The organism is Streptomyces sp. NPDC053665 (assembly GCF_055585285.1).
Genome location: NZ_JBVJKK010000006.1, coordinates 316,294 through 332,730 on the forward strand (window position 1 = coordinate 316,294; position 16,437 = coordinate 332,730).

Annotated in this window: 18 protein-coding genes; 8 read left to right on the top strand and 10 right to left on the bottom strand. The window is 72.4% G+C overall.

Annotation, left to right across the window (positions count from 1 at the left end; all coding sequences use genetic code 11):
* The first annotated feature begins 54 nt into the window (after window positions 1-54).
* Window positions 55-816, top strand: a complete 762-nt coding sequence (locus ACZ6ZN_RS24725; protein ID WP_398108502.1) for a DUF4142 domain-containing protein — start codon at window positions 55-57, stop codon at window positions 814-816.
* 128 nt (window positions 817-944) lie between these two features.
* Here ACZ6ZN_RS24725 and ACZ6ZN_RS24730 read toward each other — a convergent pair whose 3' ends face one another.
* Complete coding sequence (locus ACZ6ZN_RS24730) at window positions 945-1,802, bottom strand: LysR family transcriptional regulator substrate-binding protein (protein ID WP_469649495.1); 858 nt, start codon at window positions 1,800-1,802, stop codon at window positions 945-947.
* Between the two features lie 114 nt (window positions 1,803-1,916).
* Here ACZ6ZN_RS24730 and ACZ6ZN_RS24735 point away from each other — a divergent pair, with 114 nt between their 5' ends.
* Complete coding sequence (locus ACZ6ZN_RS24735; protein ID WP_398108504.1) at window positions 1,917-2,297, top strand: DUF5997 family protein; 381 nt, start codon at window positions 1,917-1,919, stop codon at window positions 2,295-2,297.
* 317 nt (window positions 2,298-2,614) lie between these two features.
* The gene (locus ACZ6ZN_RS24740) at window positions 2,615-3,103 is read left to right on the top strand and encodes a hypothetical protein (protein ID WP_451878214.1); all 489 of its coding nucleotides are present in this window, start codon (window positions 2,615-2,617) and stop codon (window positions 3,101-3,103) included.
* 65 nt (window positions 3,104-3,168) lie between these two features.
* Here the strand turns inward: ACZ6ZN_RS24740 and ACZ6ZN_RS24745 are convergent, their stop codons facing one another.
* Window positions 3,169-3,372, bottom strand: coding sequence for a hypothetical protein (locus tag ACZ6ZN_RS24745; protein ID WP_469649498.1), 204 nt, complete (start codon window positions 3,370-3,372; stop codon window positions 3,169-3,171).
* 286 nt (window positions 3,373-3,658) lie between these two features.
* On the opposite strand from ACZ6ZN_RS24745, the gene ACZ6ZN_RS24750 reads away from it, so the two are divergent.
* Entirely contained in the window at window positions 3,659-4,882 is a 1,224-nt protein-coding gene (locus tag ACZ6ZN_RS24750; RefSeq protein WP_469649501.1) for a GAF domain-containing protein, read from the top strand.
* A 122-nt stretch (window positions 4,883-5,004) separates the two neighbouring features.
* Window positions 5,005-6,522, top strand: a complete 1,518-nt coding sequence (gene adh, locus ACZ6ZN_RS24755; RefSeq protein ID WP_469649503.1) for an aldehyde dehydrogenase — start codon at window positions 5,005-5,007, stop codon at window positions 6,520-6,522.
* A 62-nt stretch (window positions 6,523-6,584) separates the two neighbouring features.
* Here the strand turns inward: adh and ACZ6ZN_RS24760 are convergent, their stop codons facing one another.
* A complete protein-coding gene (locus tag ACZ6ZN_RS24760; RefSeq protein WP_469649505.1) occupies window positions 6,585-8,015 on the bottom strand; it encodes an endo-1,4-beta-xylanase in 1,431 nt (476 codons plus the stop codon).
* Window positions 8,016-8,341: 326 nt separating this feature from the next.
* Between ACZ6ZN_RS24760 and ACZ6ZN_RS24765 the strand changes: the two genes are divergently transcribed.
* Window positions 8,342-9,808: a non-reducing end alpha-L-arabinofuranosidase family hydrolase gene (locus ACZ6ZN_RS24765; protein WP_469649507.1), complete on the top strand. Its 1,467-nt coding sequence runs from the start codon at window positions 8,342-8,344 to the stop codon at window positions 9,806-9,808.
* Window positions 9,809-9,869: 61 nt separating this feature from the next.
* Here ACZ6ZN_RS24765 and ACZ6ZN_RS24770 read toward each other — a convergent pair whose 3' ends face one another.
* The gene (locus tag ACZ6ZN_RS24770; RefSeq protein ID WP_469649510.1) at window positions 9,870-10,208 is read right to left on the bottom strand and encodes a GNAT family N-acetyltransferase; all 339 of its coding nucleotides are present in this window, start codon (window positions 10,206-10,208) and stop codon (window positions 9,870-9,872) included.
* 37 nt (window positions 10,209-10,245) lie between these two features.
* Window positions 10,246-11,232: a pirin family protein gene (locus ACZ6ZN_RS24775; RefSeq protein ID WP_469649512.1), complete on the bottom strand. Its 987-nt coding sequence runs from the start codon at window positions 11,230-11,232 to the stop codon at window positions 10,246-10,248.
* 113 nt (window positions 11,233-11,345) lie between these two features.
* On the opposite strand from ACZ6ZN_RS24775, the gene ACZ6ZN_RS24780 reads away from it, so the two are divergent.
* Complete coding sequence (locus ACZ6ZN_RS24780; protein ID WP_469649515.1) at window positions 11,346-11,825, top strand: carboxymuconolactone decarboxylase family protein; 480 nt, start codon at window positions 11,346-11,348, stop codon at window positions 11,823-11,825.
* Window positions 11,826-11,830: 5 nt separating this feature from the next.
* Here the strand turns inward: ACZ6ZN_RS24780 and ACZ6ZN_RS24785 are convergent, their stop codons facing one another.
* The 5 genes from ACZ6ZN_RS24785 to ACZ6ZN_RS24805 all read right to left on the bottom strand — a co-directional run bounded on the left by ACZ6ZN_RS24785 (window position 11,831) and on the right by ACZ6ZN_RS24805 (window position 15,682).
* On the bottom strand, window positions 11,831-12,295 hold the full coding sequence (locus tag ACZ6ZN_RS24785) for a MarR family winged helix-turn-helix transcriptional regulator (protein ID WP_398108513.1): 465 nt from the start codon (window positions 12,293-12,295) through the stop codon (window positions 11,831-11,833).
* Between the two features lie 82 nt (window positions 12,296-12,377).
* A complete protein-coding gene (locus ACZ6ZN_RS24790; protein ID WP_469649518.1) occupies window positions 12,378-13,031 on the bottom strand; it encodes a DUF5701 family protein in 654 nt (217 codons plus the stop codon).
* A gap of 146 nt (window positions 13,032-13,177) precedes the next feature.
* Window positions 13,178-14,152, bottom strand: coding sequence for an AraC-like ligand-binding domain-containing protein (locus ACZ6ZN_RS24795; protein ID WP_469649521.1), 975 nt, complete (start codon window positions 14,150-14,152; stop codon window positions 13,178-13,180).
* Window positions 14,153-14,261: 109 nt separating this feature from the next.
* A complete protein-coding gene (locus tag ACZ6ZN_RS24800) occupies window positions 14,262-15,098 on the bottom strand; it encodes an alpha/beta fold hydrolase (protein ID WP_451878176.1) in 837 nt (278 codons plus the stop codon).
* Window positions 15,099-15,229: 131 nt separating this feature from the next.
* Window positions 15,230-15,682 carry an Lrp/AsnC family transcriptional regulator gene (locus tag ACZ6ZN_RS24805; protein WP_451878175.1) on the bottom strand — a complete coding sequence of 151 codons (453 nt, stop codon included), beginning with the start codon at window positions 15,680-15,682 and terminating at the stop codon, window positions 15,230-15,232.
* A 111-nt stretch (window positions 15,683-15,793) separates the two neighbouring features.
* Here ACZ6ZN_RS24805 and ACZ6ZN_RS24810 point away from each other — a divergent pair, with 111 nt between their 5' ends.
* Complete coding sequence (locus ACZ6ZN_RS24810; protein WP_469649525.1) at window positions 15,794-16,429, top strand: LysE family translocator; 636 nt, start codon at window positions 15,794-15,796, stop codon at window positions 16,427-16,429.
* Window positions 16,430-16,437 lie beyond the last annotated feature (8 nt).

Here is a 16,437-nt window from a genome sequence, read left to right on the forward strand (position 1 = left end):
CGCCTGCGCCGTCCGTACCTCCTGCTGTTGGGCCGTTCATCTCCAGGAGGCACGATGCGCATCTCGCGCAGCACGGCAGGAACCGCGTTCGTGGGCGGTGCGATGATCCTTACGCTCACCGCGCTCGCCTATCCCAGCATGCTGGGCGTGCAGAACACGGCTTCCAGCCAGGACCGCATCATCGCGAACACCCAGTGGGGCCCGCTGACCGAGGCGGACCGCGACTTCGTGGTCCGGGTGCGTGCGGCCGGGCTGTGGGAGTACCCGCTGGGTCAGATGGCGATGGAGAAGGGCACGACGCCGGCGATGAAGGAGGTCGCCAAGCACCTGCTGGTGGGACACGGCCGCCTCGACGCGTCGTGCCGCAAGCTCGGCACGGACCTGGGCATCACGCTGCCGAACGAGCCCTCCCCGCAGCAGCAGCAGTTCGTGGCGACGGCCGAGAGCGCCTCGGGCAAGGAGTTCGACTCCACGGCGGTGACGATCATGCGCGTGGCGCACGGGGGCATCTTCCCCACGATCGCCAAGATCCGGGCGACCACCCGCAACAGCCTCGTGCGGGAACTCGCCGACCAGACCAACGACACCGTGCTCGACCACATCACGATCCTGGAGAAGACCGGCCTGGTCAATCACGAGCAGGTGGCCTTCCAGATCACCGCCCCGGCGAAGCTTCCGCAGGACCAGACGACGCCCCCGCCGCCGCAGGCGGGCGCGCCGGTCCGGGTGCTGCCGGTCCCCGAGAACCTGAAGGACTTCCAGACGGTCGCCCCCAACCCGACCTTCGCGCCGCAGCCGTCCCCGACAGCGGGCTGAGCGGGGAGCGCGGGGTCCGGGCCGGGCCCCGCACGCGTGCGGACGACCCGGGTGCGCCGCCCCGGTCGCGGGCCGGGCCGGACGGGGCCCGGGCCGGACGTCGGCGCCGGGTACCCGGCCCCCGGGCGTCAGGAGCGCCGACGGGGCTTGCCGCGCTTGCCGCTCCCCTTCCCGGCGCCTCCGCCGGCCTGCCGCGTGCCTCCGGCGCCCTTCGAGGTGCCGCCTCTCGACGCGCCGCCCTTGGCCGTGCCCTTCGCGCCTCCCGCGGCGCCGCTCCCGCGGCGGTCGGCGCCGGAGCGTCCGCCTGCCGCAGGCTTGCGCCGCGTCCCGTCCTGCCCCGCGCGCCGGGACTTCTCCTGGGCCGGGGGCTGCGTGCGGCCCCGCGTGCTGTTGACCGTCCGGCCGCGGACGATGCCGATGAAGTCCTCGACGAGGTCCGTCTTCGCGTCCTCGGGCCAGGCGAGAGCCACGCTCGACCCCGGTGCCTCCTCCAGGGGACGGTGCGTGAGGTCCTTGCGGTGGTGCAGACGGGCCAGTGACAGGGGGACGATCAGGACGCCGATGCCGGCCGCGACCAGCTCGATCGCGTCGGCCGTGGTGGCGGGCCGCTCGACGGCGGGCCGCCCGGGCAGGCCGTGCTCCCAGTCGAGGACGTCGTCGAGGGGGTGCAGCACGATGTCGTCGGACAGGTCCTGCGGCGTGACCTCGTCGACGGCCGTGACCAGATGGTCCTTCGGCACGACGACGACCGTCTGCTCCGTGTACAGGGGGATCGCGCTGAAGACCGCGCGGTCCACGGGCAGCCGGACGAGGCCCGCGTCGGCCTCCCCCGCGCGCAGCCGTCCGGCCGCGTCCGGCGCGGGCACCTGCGTGAGCTCCAGCGGGACTTCGGGGTGCCGCCGGCTCCAGACGCGCACCCACTTGTCGGGCATCACCCCGGGGACGTAGGCGAGCCGGAACGCGGGGGATGCTGCCGAGTCTGTCACCCGGCCAGGTTACCGGCCCAGGTCAGCGACCGTGACGCCGCGCAACCGTCCCCGTCCGGCCGCGGGCGGTGGCCGTGGTCGGAGGCACGGCGCACGCTCGATACGCTGGACGGCATGACGTCGCACCAGAGCACCCAGACGATGAAGCCCGCCACCGCGGCGAAGAAGCTGGGTGTGTACCTCGAGGCCACCCCCGCCGAGTTCCGGGAGGGTGTCGTCTCACGCGCCGAGCTGAACGAGCTGCAGGCGAACCCCCCGCAGTGGCTGCGGGAGCTGCGGCGCGACGGGCCGCACCCCCGCCCCGTCGTCGCGGCCAAGCTGGGCGTCTCCATCGCGGGTCTCGCCCGCGGTGGCGTGACCGAGCCGCTCACCACCGAGCAGATCGAGGCGCTGAAGCAGGAGAACCCCGAGTGGCTCCAGCGGGAGCGCACGACCCAGGCGGAGGTCCGCAAGGAGGCCGCCCGCATCAAGAAGAAGCACGCCGAGCGCGGCTGACCCGGCGCGCTCCCGCACGGCCCCGACCGGTCTCCCGGTCGGGGCCGTCGTCGTGCCGCCGCGGTCCGCCGGTGCGCCGGTCCGGACCGTGTCACTGGGCGCACGGATGTGACCGGCGTCGTACGGATCGGACCCTCGGGCGTCCGCTTCCGACCGTTGCCCCACCGGCCGGAACGCCAGGCCGCGCCACCCCTTCCGGGACGTAGAAATATCTACCAGCATGGCTGTGGCCGGGCGGGACGCGGAGCACCGCGGGCCCCCGGTCCGTGTCCCGCGCGCCCGCGGACGCGGAGCCGCCGACCGTGCCTGGGGTGAGCATGCGGAGCGTCATGGGGAAACAAGCCGTCGAGTGGCTCGCCGCGGCCGCCACCGACCCGCAGGCGTGCAAGCGGGAGTGGGACCACGGCTCGGGCACGGTGCTCGTGGAGGCCGGGCGGTACTGGGACGTGCTCAGCGTTCCCGACCGGCTGGGACTGCTCGCCCTGGACATCCTGTGGCGCGATCCGCCGAACCTGCCCGGCCCCACCCTGGTGGACTCCGCCGCGCGCCGGGTGGGGTTCCTCCTGCCGCCCGACCCGGTCAGCGAGTGGGTCGGGGACGGGGTCCGGCACGTGGGGCGGGGCTCCTGGATCGCCGTGCCCCCGCCGTACCGCCCCGCCGGACGGCTGGAGTGGCTCGTCCCGCCGGACGGTTCCGGCGCGCTGCACGCGCCCGGCACTCTGGAAGCGGCGTTGCGGAAGGCCACCGGCACGCTCGCCGTGCTGACTCCGGCCAGTGCGGAGCCCGCGGCGACGGACGGCTGGTGAGCCGGCGTTCCGGGCGGAAGCGGGCCGGCCCCGGGGCCGGCTGCGGCCCCGGTGGCACCGGCGCGTCAGATCTCGCTGTCGGCGGGGGCGGCGAAGGAGACCCATTGCCCGTCGCGGTGTTCCGGCACGGCGTCGGAACTGACCGGCCCCTCGGTGGCCGGTGCCGCGCGAAGCGCCGGATGTCCCGTGTAACCGCTGGTGAGTCGGGCGTACGAGCGGGACGCGGCCTGGTCATCGGGCGGGCGCCGCACCGTCTGCGTGCTGTCCATGCCCGGTCAACGCGGCACCACGCGCCGGTGGTACGCGGTGCCGGTCCCGTTCCGCCGGACCGGGTGAACCCGTCACCCGGACGGCGGCACCCGGCCACCGGGGCGAACTGCCGCCGGACGGTTGGCTGTTCGTACCGCCGGACCGTCCGCTGTTCGCACGGCCGGTCTGCTCGCTCGTACGGCCGGACCGTTCGCCGTCCGCGCTGCCCGACCGCTCGACCGGGGCGGGCGCGTCCGGTAACACTGACCTGACGCCGGGACGACGGTACGACGGCAGGGAGAGCCCATGTCACAGCGCCCTGACCTCCGACAGCGCAGGAGTGTGCTGGAGCACGAGTGGTCACGCTGGGTGCCGCGGCTGAGCGTCCCGGGGACGCGGCCGGGCGGCAGCCCGAGCCTGCGGCACGAGGTGACGGAGTCCTGGGCGCGTTCGCTCGGCAGCGTCGATCCGGGCCGGGACAGCGCCCCGGTCGCCGACGGCGGGGCGGTGCGGCAGCGGTGGACGTCCTCGCCGCTGTACGGCCCGGTCACCGGCCTCGCCGGGGAACTGCGCAGCATCGCCGAGGACGCCGGGTTCGTCACCGCCGTCACCGACGAGTCCGGCACCATCCTGTGGACCTGCGGCGGCCCGACCATGCGGCGCCGGGCCGAGCGGGTCAACTTCGCCCCCGGCGGCCGCTGGGACGAGCAGGCGATGGGCACCAACGCCCTGTCGCTCGCGCTGCGCACGGGGCGTCCCAGCTCCGTCTTCTCCGCCGAGCACCTGGTGTCGGCCCTGCACGGCTGGGTCTGCTACTGCGCGCCCGTACGGGCTCCCGACGGCCGGGTCCTCGGCGTGCTCGACCTGTCCACCACCTGGGACCGCTCGCACCCGCTGGCGATGTCGACCGTGCGGACCCTGGTGTCGACCGTCGAGGCCCGCCTGACAGCCGAGCCTCCCCGGCCGGGCCGGCTGCGGATCAGGTGTCTGGGTGCCGAGCACGCCGTCCAGGGAGGACGCCGACTCGCCCTGCGCCCGCGGCAGTTGGAGATCCTGACCCTGCTCGCGCTGGAGCCGGGCGGCTTCCCGGCGGAGCGGCTGCGCGCCGCGCTCTACGGGGACCGGCCGGTGACGTCCTCCACCGTCAAGGCGGAGATCTCCCATCTGCGCCGGGCCCTGGGCGGTGGTGTCTCCGCCCGGCGCTACGCCCTGACCGTTCCCGTGGCGTGCGACGCCGTCGAGGTGCTGCGCGCGCTGGAGCGGGGCGACATCGACGGCGCGCTGCACCACTACGGCGGCCCGCTCCTCCCCCGCTCCGAGGCCCCCGGCATCGGCGAGTGGCGCACCCGCCTGGAGGTGGCCGTCCGCGAGGCCGTCCTGGCGAGTCCCCGCCCGGAGCACGCGCTGCGCCACGGCGAACTGGCGCCGTACGACACGGAGATCCACGAGCACGCGCTCGGGCTGCTGGGTCCGCGGGACGCCCGGCGCGCGATCGCGGCGGGCCGGCTGACGGCGGCCCTGGGCGACTGACCCTCCGACCGGGCACCGGTTGCCGCTCCGGCGCACCAACCTTGCGCCAACCTCCGCGGAGCACAGTCGGGGACGTCACGACGGCACGGGCCGTCGCCAGCCCTTCACCGAGGAGAGCCGCCATGGTGTACGCGCAGCCCGGAACGGACGGCAGCATCGTCACCTTCGCCCGCCGCTACGACAACTTCATCGGAGGCGCGTGGACACCCCCCGTCGAGGGCCGCTACTTCGAGAACCCGACTCCCGTGACCGGCAAGGTGTTCTGCGAGGTCGCCCGCTCGACCGCGGCCGACGTCGACCTCGCCCTGGACGCGGCGCACCGGGCGGCCGACGCGTGGGGCCGCACCTCCACCGCGGAGCGCGCGAGGGTGCTCAACCGGATCGCGGACCGCATCGAGGAGCACCTGGAGAAGATCGCCGTCGCGGAGACCTGGGAGAACGGCAAGCCGGTCCGCGAGACCCTGGCCGCCGACATCCCCCTGGCCGTCGACCACTTCCGGTACTTCGCCGGGGTGGTCCGCGCCCAGGAGGGCAGCATCGCGCAGATCGACGCCGACACGGTCGCCTACCACTTCCACGAGCCGCTGGGCGTGGTCGGGCAGATCATCCCCTGGAACTTCCCCGTCCTGATGGCCACCTGGAAGCTGGCGCCCGCGCTGGCGGCCGGCAACTGCGTCGTCATCAAGCCGGCCGAGCAGACACCGGTGAGCCTCCTGTACGTCGTCGACCTGATCGCCGACCTGCTGCCGCCGGGCGTGCTCAACGTGGTCAACGGCTTCGGTGTCGAGGCGGGCAAACCGCTGGCCTCCAGTCCGCGGGTGGCGAAGGTGGCGTTCACCGGCGAGACCACGACCGGCCGCCTGATCATGCAGTACGCCAGCGAGAACATCATCCCCGTGACGCTGGAACTGGGCGGCAAGAGCCCGAACATCTTCCTGCCCGACGTCATGGCCGCCGACGACGACTTCCTGGACAAGGCGGTCGAGGGATTCGTGATGTTCGCCCTGAACCAGGGCGAGGTCTGCACCTGTCCGTCCCGTGCGCTGATCCCGTCGTCGATCTACGACGACTTCATGGCCCGCTGCGTCGCCCGTACCGAGGCCATCGTGGGCGGCGACCCGCTGGACCCGGCCACCATGATCGGCGCGCAGGCGAGCAACGACCAGTACGAGAAGATCCTCTCCTACCTGGACACCGGCAGGAAGGAGGGCGCCGAGGTCGTCACGGGCGGCAACCCCCGGACGGTGCCCGGCCTGGAGGGCGGCTACTACGTCGAGCCGACCGTGTTCCGCGGTACCAACGAGATGCGCATCTTCCAGGAGGAGATCTTCGGCCCGGTCGTGTCGGTCACGACCTACGACTCGGTCGACGAGGCGCTCGAGATCGCCAACGACACCCTGTACGGGCTGGGCGCCGGTGTCTGGAGCCGCGACGGCAACACCGCGTACCGTCTGGGCCGCGGGATCAAGGCGGGCCGCGTGTGGACCAACTGCTACCACGCGTACCCCGCGCACGCGGCGTTCGGCGGCTACAAGAAGTCGGGCATCGGGCGCGAGACCCACAAGATGATGCTGGACCACTACCAGCAGACCAAGAACCTGCTGGTCTCCTACTCGCCGAAGAAGCTGGGCTTCTTCTAGAGCCGCGCGGCGGGGCGCCCGGCGGCGAGGTGGTGCGCCGGGCGCCCGGTGGGACGGTGCCGTCAGGTGCGGGTCCAGCGTTGGTTGCCGCCGCCTGAGCAGGAGTACAGCTGGATCAGGGTGCCGTTGGCCGTCCCGGCCGAGGCGGCGTCGAGGCAGAGGCCGGACTGGACGCCGACGATGGATCCGTCGGAGGCCAGGCGCCACTTCTGGTTGTCGCCGCCCCAGCAGCTGTAGATCTGGACCTTGGTGCCGTTGGAGGTGCCGGCGGCGTCCAGGCACTTGTTGCCCAGGACCCGCAGCTCACCGGCGTCGGTGTAGGTCCACTGCTGGTTGGTGCCGCTGTGGCAGTCCCACAACTGGAGCTGGGTGCCGTCGGCGGTGCTGGTGCCGGGCACGTCGAGGCAGCGGCCCGACGCCGCGTTCCTGATCTGCCCGGAGTCCGCGGGGGGCGTGGTGGAGCCGCCGTTGAGCGCGTCGAGGACGGCGGTGTAGGCGGGCTTCTTGCTGCCGTTGCCGTTGAACAGCAGCGGCGTCTGCTCCGCTCGCCAGGAGTCGGTGTCGCGCACGCCCCAGACGGTGACGCCGAGGCAACGCGGAACGGCCAGGCAGTCGTTGGTCACAGCGGCGTAGGTGGAGGCCGGGGCCCCCTGGATGTCGAGCTCGGTCACGGCCACGTCGACACCGAGGGCGGCGAAGTTCTGCAAGGTGGTGCGGAAGTTGCTGTTGTAGGGGCTGCCGCTGTTGAAGTGCGACTGGAAGCCGACGCAGTCGATCGGCACGCCGCGCTGCTTGAAGTCCCGGACCATGGCGTACATCGCCTGGGTCTTCGCCCACGTCCAGTTCTCGACGTTGTAGTCGTTGTAGCAGAGCTTGGCCGCCGGGTCCGCTGCGCGCGCGGTGCGGAAGGCGACCTCGATCCAGTCGTTGCCGGTGCGCTGGAGGTTGGAGTCGCGCCGGGCCCCCGAACTGCCGTCGGCGAAGGCCTCGTTCACGACGTCCCACTGGGCGATCTTGCCCTTGTAGTGCGCCATCACGCCGTTGATGTGGCTGATCATCGCCTGGCGCAGCTGGCTGCCGCTGAGACTCTGCATCCAGCCCGGCTGCTGGGAGTGCCACGCCAGCGTGTGACCGCGCACCTGCTTGCCGTTCTGCACCGCCCAGTTGTAGACGCGGTCGGCTGCGGTGAAGTCGAACTGGCCCCGCTGCGGTTCGGTGGCGTCGATCTTCATCTCGTTCTCGGCCGTCACCGAGTTGAACTCGCGGGCCGCGATCGACGTGTAGGCGGAGTCGCCGAGCTTGCCCGAGGCGATGGCGGTGCCGAAGTAGCGGCCGCTCTGCGCCGCCGCGGCGCCGAGCGTGCTCTCGGCGGCGTGCGCGGGTGGCGGCGCGACCAGTGCGGCGACCGCGCACAGGACGCCGACGATCAGCGCCGGTAACAGCCGGCGGATCGTCCGGTGGGCTGCGGGTGCGGGTGGGGCGTACACGCCCATGGCTGTGCCTCCAGAGTAGAGATCACGGACTGTCGGATGGGCAGGGGAAGGCGCCGCTCGACAGGGACGGCCCGGCCCGTGGGTTCGACATCTCGAACTGCGGTCGGGCGCTCGGTGGGAAGCGTGCGGGATTGACCGTGACTCGTCAACACCTGACGCCGAGAAAGTTTCTCACTTCCGTTCGAAACATTCGAAGCCCTGGTGCAGCGTCTGTTTGCAGACACCTCGGCTCCAGACCTTGACCGACGCACTCCGGATTCCTAGCTTGTGCCGTCAATGATTCGGGGATCGATCGAAAGTTTCGACCGCCCTCAAGGAGGCCTCGCATGTGGTTCCGCCATCCGTTACCGGTCCGCCCAGGGCGCCTGCTCGCCGTCCTCACGCCCCTGTTGCTCCTGGTCACCTTCCTCGGCGCCCAGCCCGCCGGTGCGGCGACCGTGGACCCCGGCGCCTCCTACGTGCTGGTCAACCGCAACAGCGGCAAAGCCCTGGACGTGTACAACCTGGCGACCGAGGACGGCGCCCGCATCACCCAGTGGACGAGGAACGACCAGAACCAGCAGCAGTGGCAGTTCGTCGATTCCGGGGGCGGCTACTACCGCATCAAGTCCCGCCACTCGGGCAAGGTGCTCGACGTGCACAACTGGTCCACGGCGAACGGCGGTTCGATCGTGCAGTGGGCCGACCTGAACGGTGTCAACCAGCAGTGGCGGCTGGTCGACAGCTCCGACGGCTACGTGCGGCTCGTGTCGCGCCACAGCAACAAGGCCCTGGAGGTGCAGGGCGGTTCCACCGCCGACAACGCCGACATCGTCCAGTACGACGACTGGGGCGGTGCGAACCAGCAGTGGCGGCTCGTGAAGACCGGGTCCGACGGCGGGTCCGGGACCTGTGAACTCCCGTCGGCGTACCGCTGGAGCTCGACGGGCGCGCTGGCGCAGCCCAGGCAGGGATGGGTCTCGCTGAAGGACTTCACCGTCGCCCCGTACAACGGCAGGCAGCTCGTCTACGCCACCACGCACGACACCGGGACGCGGTGGGGTTCGATGAACTTCGGCCCGTTCACCGACTGGTCGCAGATGGCCTCGGCCGGCCAGAACCCGATGTCGAACTCGGCCGTCGCCCCCACGCTGTTCTACTTCGCCCCGAAGAACATCTGGGTGCTGGCCTACCAGTGGGGCCGGACCGCCTTCTCCTACCGCACCTCCAGCGACCCCGCCGACCCGAACGGCTGGTCGTCCGAGCAGGTGCTCTTCTCCGGGAGCATCACCGGATCCGGGACCGGGCCCATCGACCAGACGCTCATCGGTGACGGCACGAACATGTACCTGTTCTTCGCCGGCGACAACGGCAAGATCTACCGGGCCAGCATGCCCATCGGCAACTTCCCGGGCAGTTTCGGCTCGACGTCCACCGTGGTCATGAGCGACACGACCAACAACCTGTTCGAAGCCCCGCAGGTCTACAAGCTGCAGGGCCAGAACCGCTACCTCATGATCGTCGAGGCGATCGGCTCACAGGGCCGGTACTTCCGCTCGTTCACGGCCACCAGCCTGAACGGCTCCTGGACGCCCCAGGCCGCGACGGAGAGCAACCCCTTCGCGGGCAAGGCCAACAGCGGTGCCACCTGGACGAACGACATCAGCCACGGCGAACTGATCCGCACCACCGCCGACCAGACCATGACCGTCGACCCCTGCCACCTGCAACTCCTCTACCAGGGCCGCAGCCCGGCCTCGGGCGGTGACTACGGCCTCCTGCCCTACCGCCCGGGCCTGCTGACCCTGCGTTAGGCCCGCTGGAGGGCTGCCGGACTCGTGCCCCCGTGACGCGGTCCACGGCGCGCGCGGTCGCTCAGCCCAGTTCGCCCTCCAGCCACCGCAGGACTTCCGGGGTCACCGGGTCGGTGAGGTCGGTGAACTCCTCGTGCTTCTTCAGGTACTTGGCCACGTAGGGGCAGACCGGCACGATCCGCTTCCCGGAGGCGCGCACGTCGGCGAGGGCCCGGCCGACCAGTTCCGAGGCCAGCCCGCGGCCGGCGAAGCCGTCGTCGATCTCGGTGTGGAAGAAGACGCGCTGCTCACCGCGGTCGCGGTAGGCCGTCAGCCCGGCCCGCCGGCCGTCGACGAGGATCTCGTACCGCTGCCGCTCGTCCACCCGCTGCACGGCGGGGGCGGTGGAGGACTCGCTCATGGGATGCCTTTCCTACGGGGAGTTCGACGGCCGGCACTCAGTGGTGCCGGGGATTGCGGCGCGGGGTGATGACGGCGTTCGGCAGGGCGGGTGCGGGCAGTCGCCCTCCGGGGTAGCCCTCGACGGTGCCGAAGCGGCCGGAGTCCGCCTGCCAGTCCTCGCGCGCACGGACGATGTCCTCGTGGCTGCGGCCGATGAAGTTCCACCACATCACGATCTCCTCCTCGAACGGCGGGCCGCCGAGCAGGACCGTGCGCGCCGGGGTGCCGGAGTCGTTCGCCACGGTGAGGGTGTCGGTGCCGCGGGGGAGGTAACCGAGGTCGGTCGGGCGCAGCGCGGTGCCGGACAGGCGGACGTCGCCGCTGTCGACGAGCAGGCCGTGCTCGAACGCGGGGTCCACCGGCAGGGTGAGGGTGGCGCCCGGCCCGAGGACGATCTCGGCGCCCAGCAGGGGCGTGAAGGTGCGCACCGGCGAGGTGCTGCCCACGAGCGAGCCGAGGAAGACCTTGATCTCGGCGCCGTCCCGGCGCACGGTCGCGGGCACGTGGTGCTGGAAGTCGCGGGCGGTGTGCCGGTGCGCCTCGGGCAGGGCCACCCACAGCTGGACGCCGTGCAGGACGGTGGTGCTCGCGGTGGAGACCTCCGAGTGGGCGATGCCGTGGCCGCCGGTCATCAGGTTCATCTCGCCGGGCCGGACCAGGGCGTGGGTGCCGAGCGAGTCGCGGTGCTCGATCTCCCCGCTGAACAGCCAGCTCACCGTCTGGAGGCCGGTGTGGGGATGCGGGGGCACGTCCATGCCGGTGCCGGAGGCGTCGACCGGGCCGTAGTGGTCCGCGAAGCACCACGCGCCGATCAGGGTACGGGCGCGCTGCGGCAGGGTCCGGCGCACGAGCAGGGCACGCGGGCCCCCGAGCGGCACCTCCCGGGCCGACAGCACCTCGACCGCGGCACCCTGCCCGGCCCCGGCGTCGCCGGCCACCGCCCCGCACTTCAGCGCCGCCGGTTCGGCTTCCACGTTGCTCACCGGGACCACCTCTCGACCGCTCTGGTTGTCACATCAACTATGATGCCACGCAGGCAGGTCGGCGGCCACGGCACACCGGTGCCGCGACCGCACGGCCCCGAGGGAGGCGTGACGTGAGCGACTGGACCACCGGCCCGGCCCATCCGAGGATCTTCGTCGACAAGCGGAGCCCCGAGGCCTTCCGGGCCATGGTGCGGGCCTCGGAGGCGGTCAGGGCGACGGCCGCCGGGGCGGGACTGGACCGCACGACCGTGGAGCTGGTCAACCTCCGCGTGTCCCAGCTGAACGGCTGCGCCTACTGCCTCGACCTGCACACCCGCAAGGCCCTCGAGGCGGGCGAGTCCGCACAACGGCTGGGCGTCCTGCCGGCCTGGCGGGAGACGGAGGTGTTCACCGCCGTGGAGCGGGCGGCCCTGGCGCTCGCCGAGGCGACGAACGATCCCACGGACACGGCCGCGCAGACGTCCGCCTACGCGACGGCCCGCGAGGCCCTGACCGAGGAACAGATCTCCGCGGTGGTCTGGGTGGCGATCACCATCGGCGCGTTCAACCGGGTCTCGGTCATGAGCGGACACCCCGTGCGGCGCGCCTGACGGCGTCAGTCCTCCTCGTCCATCCGGGCGAGGACGCGCTCGGACAGCTCGGCGAGCACCCGCAGTTCGGCCGGGGTGACGTGGTCCAGGAAGAGGGCGCGGACGGCCTCCACGTGACGCGGTGCGGCGGCCTCGATCGCCGCGCGCCCCGCCTCGGTGATCACGACGAACGCGCCCCGCCCGTCCTCGGGGCACTCCTCGCGCACCACCAGACCACGTCCGGCCATCCGCGCGATGTGGTGGGACATGCGGCTCTTCTCCCACTCCAGCGCGCGGGCCAGGTGCTGGTACCGCTGCCGCCCGTCGGGCGTGTCCGTGAGGTGGACGAGCACGGCGAAGTCGGCCGACGACACCCGGGACTGCGACTGCAGCAGCCGTCCCAGGCGCCCGCCGAGCCGTTCCTGCAAGCGGACGAAGCCGCGCCAGGCGCGCTGCTCCTCCGGTGTCAGCCAACGCACTGTCTCCGCCATGGCACGAGTGTAGGCATGGATGACGGATCATCCACTTGCCGTACCGGCGGCTGCGCCCGGGTCCCGCCCCGGCGGGGAGGGCTCAGCCACGGCCCGCCGCGGAGGCGAACCCGAGCCAGGTGTGGCGGTTGTTCCACCAGCACCAGCCCACCTTCGGGGCGTTGCGGCGCTCGCGTCCGTCGCGGCCGGTGCCGTTGCTGATCCAGACGGCCGGGGTGCGCGCGTCGAAGGTGCCGTCGGCCTTGCGCAGCCGGGAACCGATGGTCATGAAGCAGCGGTTGCGCTCCAGGGCCTGCGGCTGCTGCAGGATCCAGTGGATGCCCTCGGTGAGCACGAGCGGGGTGCGGTGCTCCGCGGTGAGGGCGGGAAGCGCCTCGTCCGGACTCCAGTTGGCCAGGTGGTCGCCGCGGTCGACGCCGGAGACGAAGTAGAGGGCGGCGTCGGGCAGTTCGACGGCGTACGGGGTGAACGCGTCGACGTCGGCCATGTCGACCACCACGAAGCCCGGCTTGCCGTCCCGGCGCAGCAGCGGCGCGAGGGCGGAGGCGGGCGCCCGGTCGGGATGGACGGCCAGGAGCGAGCCGTCGCTGCCGGCCCGGGCGGCGAAGTCGCGGATCTCGTCGGCGGCCAGTCCGGCGATGTCGTGCACCCCCAGCTCGATCAGCCGTTCCGCCTGGGCACTCGGGGCGGGAAGCGCGGGCAGGACGGCGGACGGGGCGGTCGCGGTGTGCGGCATGAGGCTCCTCGAGTCAGCGGCACGGCAAAGGTGAGCCCCGGTGGAACGAGGGGGCGGACGAAAGTGTTCCCCTTCGCGTCGGAAGCTTGCGACGAAAGTGTTCCCCTTCGCGTCAGAAGGTTGCGACGAAAGTGCTTCCCCCCGCGTCAGAAGCCCGCGCCGTCGGTGCCGGCGGATCCTCGCCGCTGCCACTCGCGGGGCGTCACGCCGTAGGCCGCGCGGAAGACGCGGCTGAAGTGGCTCGGGCTGACGAAGCCCCAGCGCCGGGCGACCGCCGCGACGCTCTGCTCCCCCGGTCCGGGACGCAGGAGGTCCCGGCGGCACCGCTCCAGCCGCTGCGTCCGGATCCACTCCCCCACGGTGACACCGTCCGCCTGGAACAGCTTGTGCAGGTACCGGACGGACACGAAGTGCGCGGCGGCGATCAGCGGCGGGGACAGCTCCGGGTCGGACAGGTGGCGCAGGATGTGGTCCTTGACGCGCACCAGCGTGGCGGCCGCGGCCTGCGGCTCCCGGGGCGCGTGCCGGCCGCCCCGTTCGTCGATCAGCACGGCCAGCAGGTCGAGGGCGGTCGCGGCGAACCGGCGGCCGGCGCAGGGGTCGAGGTGCGGCGCCTCCCGGGCCAGGCGCGCGAAGTAGGAGGCGACCAGGGCTGCGCCGCCCTCCCGCCCGGAGAAGGCGGTGGCCGTCACCGCCCGCAGGTCCTCGTCCCGCACGCTCAGGTCCCCGCGCGGGAACTGGAACGAGGTGAAACGGAAGGGGCCCTGCACCTTCTTGCGGAACGGACGCGCCGCGTCCGACAGGGAGAACTCGCCCGGCCCGATGCGGGTCTCCCGGCCGTCCTGTTCCTTGAGGGAGGCACCGCGCTGCTGGAGGGTGAGGATGAGGGCGTCCTCGCCGTCCCGGGCGATCAGCCGCCGGCTGCGCGTCACGACCTGGGGGCCCGCCTGGACCTGCGAGATGCGCAGGGAGCCGAGACGGTCGCCGGCGATCCTCCCGGGCGACGGCTCGTCCTGGAGGAGCCGCACGTCGAGCGGGACGAACGTGTGCGACACCGCGTGGTGCCAGCGCTCCGCGCGGTCGGCCGGCGGCAGTGACGCGGTGGAAAGGACGACGGGCACCTGGCTCCCCCTCGGACGTCGTCGGGGCCGGCGGCACGGGCCGGCCGCAGACCCCGATGATCTCACCCCGCGCACCTGCGGCGGGGTGGGAACGGTCCGAGGGAGAGGCCTACTTGGCCAGGAAGGCGAGGAGCGCCGCGTTGACCTCCTCGGCGTGGGTCCACAGCAGTCCGTGCGGGGCGCCCTCGATCTCCACGTAGTCGGCGGCGGCGAGCGCCTTGTGGAAGGGCCGGCCGGTTCCCTCCACCGGCAGGATGCGGTCGGCGGTGCCGTGCAGGATCAGGGCGGGCACGTCGATCGCCGGGATGTCGGCGCGGAAGTCGGTGTACCAGGTGGCGGGGGCGGCAGCGGCGGCGTGCGAGCCGCCCCGGGCGGCCACCTGCCAGCTGTTGCGGACGGCCTCCTCGCTGATCCGGGTGCCGAGGTTCTCGTCCAGGTTGTAGAAGTCCTTGTAGAAGTCGGTGTAGTAGGCGTAGCGGTCCGCCTTCACCGCGGCGATGATCCCGTCGAAGAACTCCTTGGGGGCGACGCCGTCGGGGTTGTCGTCGGACTTCAGCAGGCAGGGCTCCAGCGAGGCGAGGAAGGCGGCCTTGGCGACGCGTGCGGAGCCGTGGCGCGCGAGGTAGCGGGCGACCTCGCCGGTGCCCATGGAGAAGCCGACGAGGACGGCGTCCCGCAGGTCGAGGGTCTCCATCACGGTGTTCAGGTCGTCCGCGAAGGTGTCGTAGTCGTAGCCGGTCGTCGGCTGCGAGGACTGCCCGAAACCGCGCCGGTCGTAGGTGATCACGCGATGGCCGGCGTCGAGCAGGACGGCGCTCTGCCGTTCCCAGGAGTGGCCGTCGAGCGGGAAGCCGTGGATGAGCACGACCGGCTGCCCGGAGCCGTGGTCCTCGTAGTACAGGTCGATGGCGGTGGAGTTCTCCTGGCCCACGGTGATGTACGGCATGGGGCGCGTCCTCGCTTCCGGGCGGCTGGTGACGGTTCGGCATCACGCTAGGCCGCGGGGCTGCGGCCCGGTTGCCGGGGAGTGCACGGCGCCTTGCCCGTGCGTGCACATCCGCCCGGTGGCTCGCGCGGTCACTCGGGCAGCGGCCGGTCGTCCACCACGTGCTTCATCACGAGCGTGGAGTTCAGCCGCTGCACGCCGGGCAGGCGGGCGAGTTGACGGTCGTAGAGCTGCTGGAAGGCGGCCAGGTCGGTGGTGGCGACGCGCAGCAGGTAGTCCGGGTCGCCGAACAGGCGCTGTGCCTGGAGGACGTGCGGGACGGCGGCGACGCCCTCCTCGAACGCGGAGACCGTGTCGGCGTCCTCCCAGCGCAGCGTCACGAAGACCAGCGCCTCGAAGTTCAGCCCCACGGCAGCGGGGTCGACCACCGCGCGGTATCCGCGGATGGCGCCCTCGCGCTCCAGGTCGCGCAGCCTGCGGTGACAGGGCGAGACGCTGAGCTTCACCCGGGCCGCCAGCTCGGTGACGGTGAGACGGCCGTCCCGCTGTAGCTCGGTGAGAATTTTCCGGTCCAGGGCATCCATGGAGAAGATTCTGCCTCAGATCCCGCGATCAAGGAGAAAAGAAGGGAACACCTTCGGTCCGATCCGGCCTAGCCTTCCTCTCGCACCACGGCACGTGAGAGGGATCGCTTCATGGACACGACGACGCTGGCGGCCTTCCTGGCCATGGATCTGCTGCTGGTGTCCACACCGGGCGCGGACTGGGCCTACGCCGTCACCGCGGGTCTGCGGGACCGGACCGTCGTTCCGGCGGTGGCCGGGCTGGTGGCCGGATACACGGGCTACACCCTGCTGGCGGTCGCGGGCCTGGTGGTGCTCGTGGCCGGGTCGGCGACCCTGCTGACCGCGCTGACCGTCGCCGGGGCGGGCTATCTGGTGTGGCTCGGCGGGGGCCTCCTGCGGCAGCCGGCCGCCCCCGCCCCCACCGGGGAGGCGACCGGTGCGGACGGCTCCTCGGCGCTTCGGGTGATGCTCCGGGGGGCCGGGACCAGCGGGCTGAACCCGAAGGCGCTGCTGCTGTACTTCTCGCTGTTCCCCCAGTTCATCGACCCCGCAGGCGGCTGGCCCGTCGCTGGGCAGACCGGTCTGCTGGGCGCGCTGCACATGACCGTGTGCGCCGTCGTGTACCTCGCCGTCGGCGTCCTGGCCCGCAGGGTGCTGCGGGCCAGGCCGGCCGCGGCGCGGGCCGTCACCCGCGTCTCCGGCGTGCTGATGATCGGCATCGGCGCCGTGCTGCTGGCCGAGCGCGTGGCGGTCGCGTGGCCCTGAGCCGTTCC

What these genes read in the sequence shown, in the direction of transcription:
- ACZ6ZN_RS24800 (WP_451878176.1), bottom strand. Translation starts at nt 15,098, where the DNA reads ATGCCGTACATCACCGTGGGCCAGGAGAACTCCACCGCCATCGACCTG.
- ACZ6ZN_RS24760 (WP_469649505.1), bottom strand. Translation starts at nt 8,015, where the DNA reads ATGGGCGTGTACGCCCCACCCGCACCCGCAGCCCACCGGACGATCCGC.
- ACZ6ZN_RS24735 (WP_398108504.1), top strand. Translation starts at nt 1,917, where the DNA reads ATGACGTCGCACCAGAGCACCCAGACGATGAAGCCCGCCACCGCGGCG.
- ACZ6ZN_RS24790 (WP_469649518.1), bottom strand. Translation starts at nt 13,031, where the DNA reads ATGCCGCACACCGCGACCGCCCCGTCCGCCGTCCTGCCCGCGCTTCCC.
- ACZ6ZN_RS24740 (WP_451878214.1), top strand. Translation starts at nt 2,615, where the DNA reads ATGCGGAGCGTCATGGGGAAACAAGCCGTCGAGTGGCTCGCCGCGGCC.
- ACZ6ZN_RS24750 (WP_469649501.1), top strand. Translation starts at nt 3,659, where the DNA reads ATGTCACAGCGCCCTGACCTCCGACAGCGCAGGAGTGTGCTGGAGCAC.
- ACZ6ZN_RS24805 (WP_451878175.1), bottom strand. Translation starts at nt 15,682, where the DNA reads ATGGATGCCCTGGACCGGAAAATTCTCACCGAGCTACAGCGGGACGGC.
- ACZ6ZN_RS24810 (WP_469649525.1), top strand. Translation starts at nt 15,794, where the DNA reads ATGGACACGACGACGCTGGCGGCCTTCCTGGCCATGGATCTGCTGCTG.
- ACZ6ZN_RS24745 (WP_469649498.1), bottom strand. Translation starts at nt 3,372, where the DNA reads ATGGACAGCACGCAGACGGTGCGGCGCCCGCCCGATGACCAGGCCGCG.
- ACZ6ZN_RS24785 (WP_398108513.1), bottom strand. Translation starts at nt 12,295, where the DNA reads ATGGCGGAGACAGTGCGTTGGCTGACACCGGAGGAGCAGCGCGCCTGG.
- ACZ6ZN_RS24765 (WP_469649507.1), top strand. Translation starts at nt 8,342, where the DNA reads ATGTGGTTCCGCCATCCGTTACCGGTCCGCCCAGGGCGCCTGCTCGCC.
- ACZ6ZN_RS24770 (WP_469649510.1), bottom strand. Translation starts at nt 10,208, where the DNA reads ATGAGCGAGTCCTCCACCGCCCCCGCCGTGCAGCGGGTGGACGAGCGG.
- adh (WP_469649503.1), top strand. Translation starts at nt 5,005, where the DNA reads ATGGTGTACGCGCAGCCCGGAACGGACGGCAGCATCGTCACCTTCGCC.
- ACZ6ZN_RS24725 (WP_398108502.1), top strand. Translation starts at nt 55, where the DNA reads ATGCGCATCTCGCGCAGCACGGCAGGAACCGCGTTCGTGGGCGGTGCG.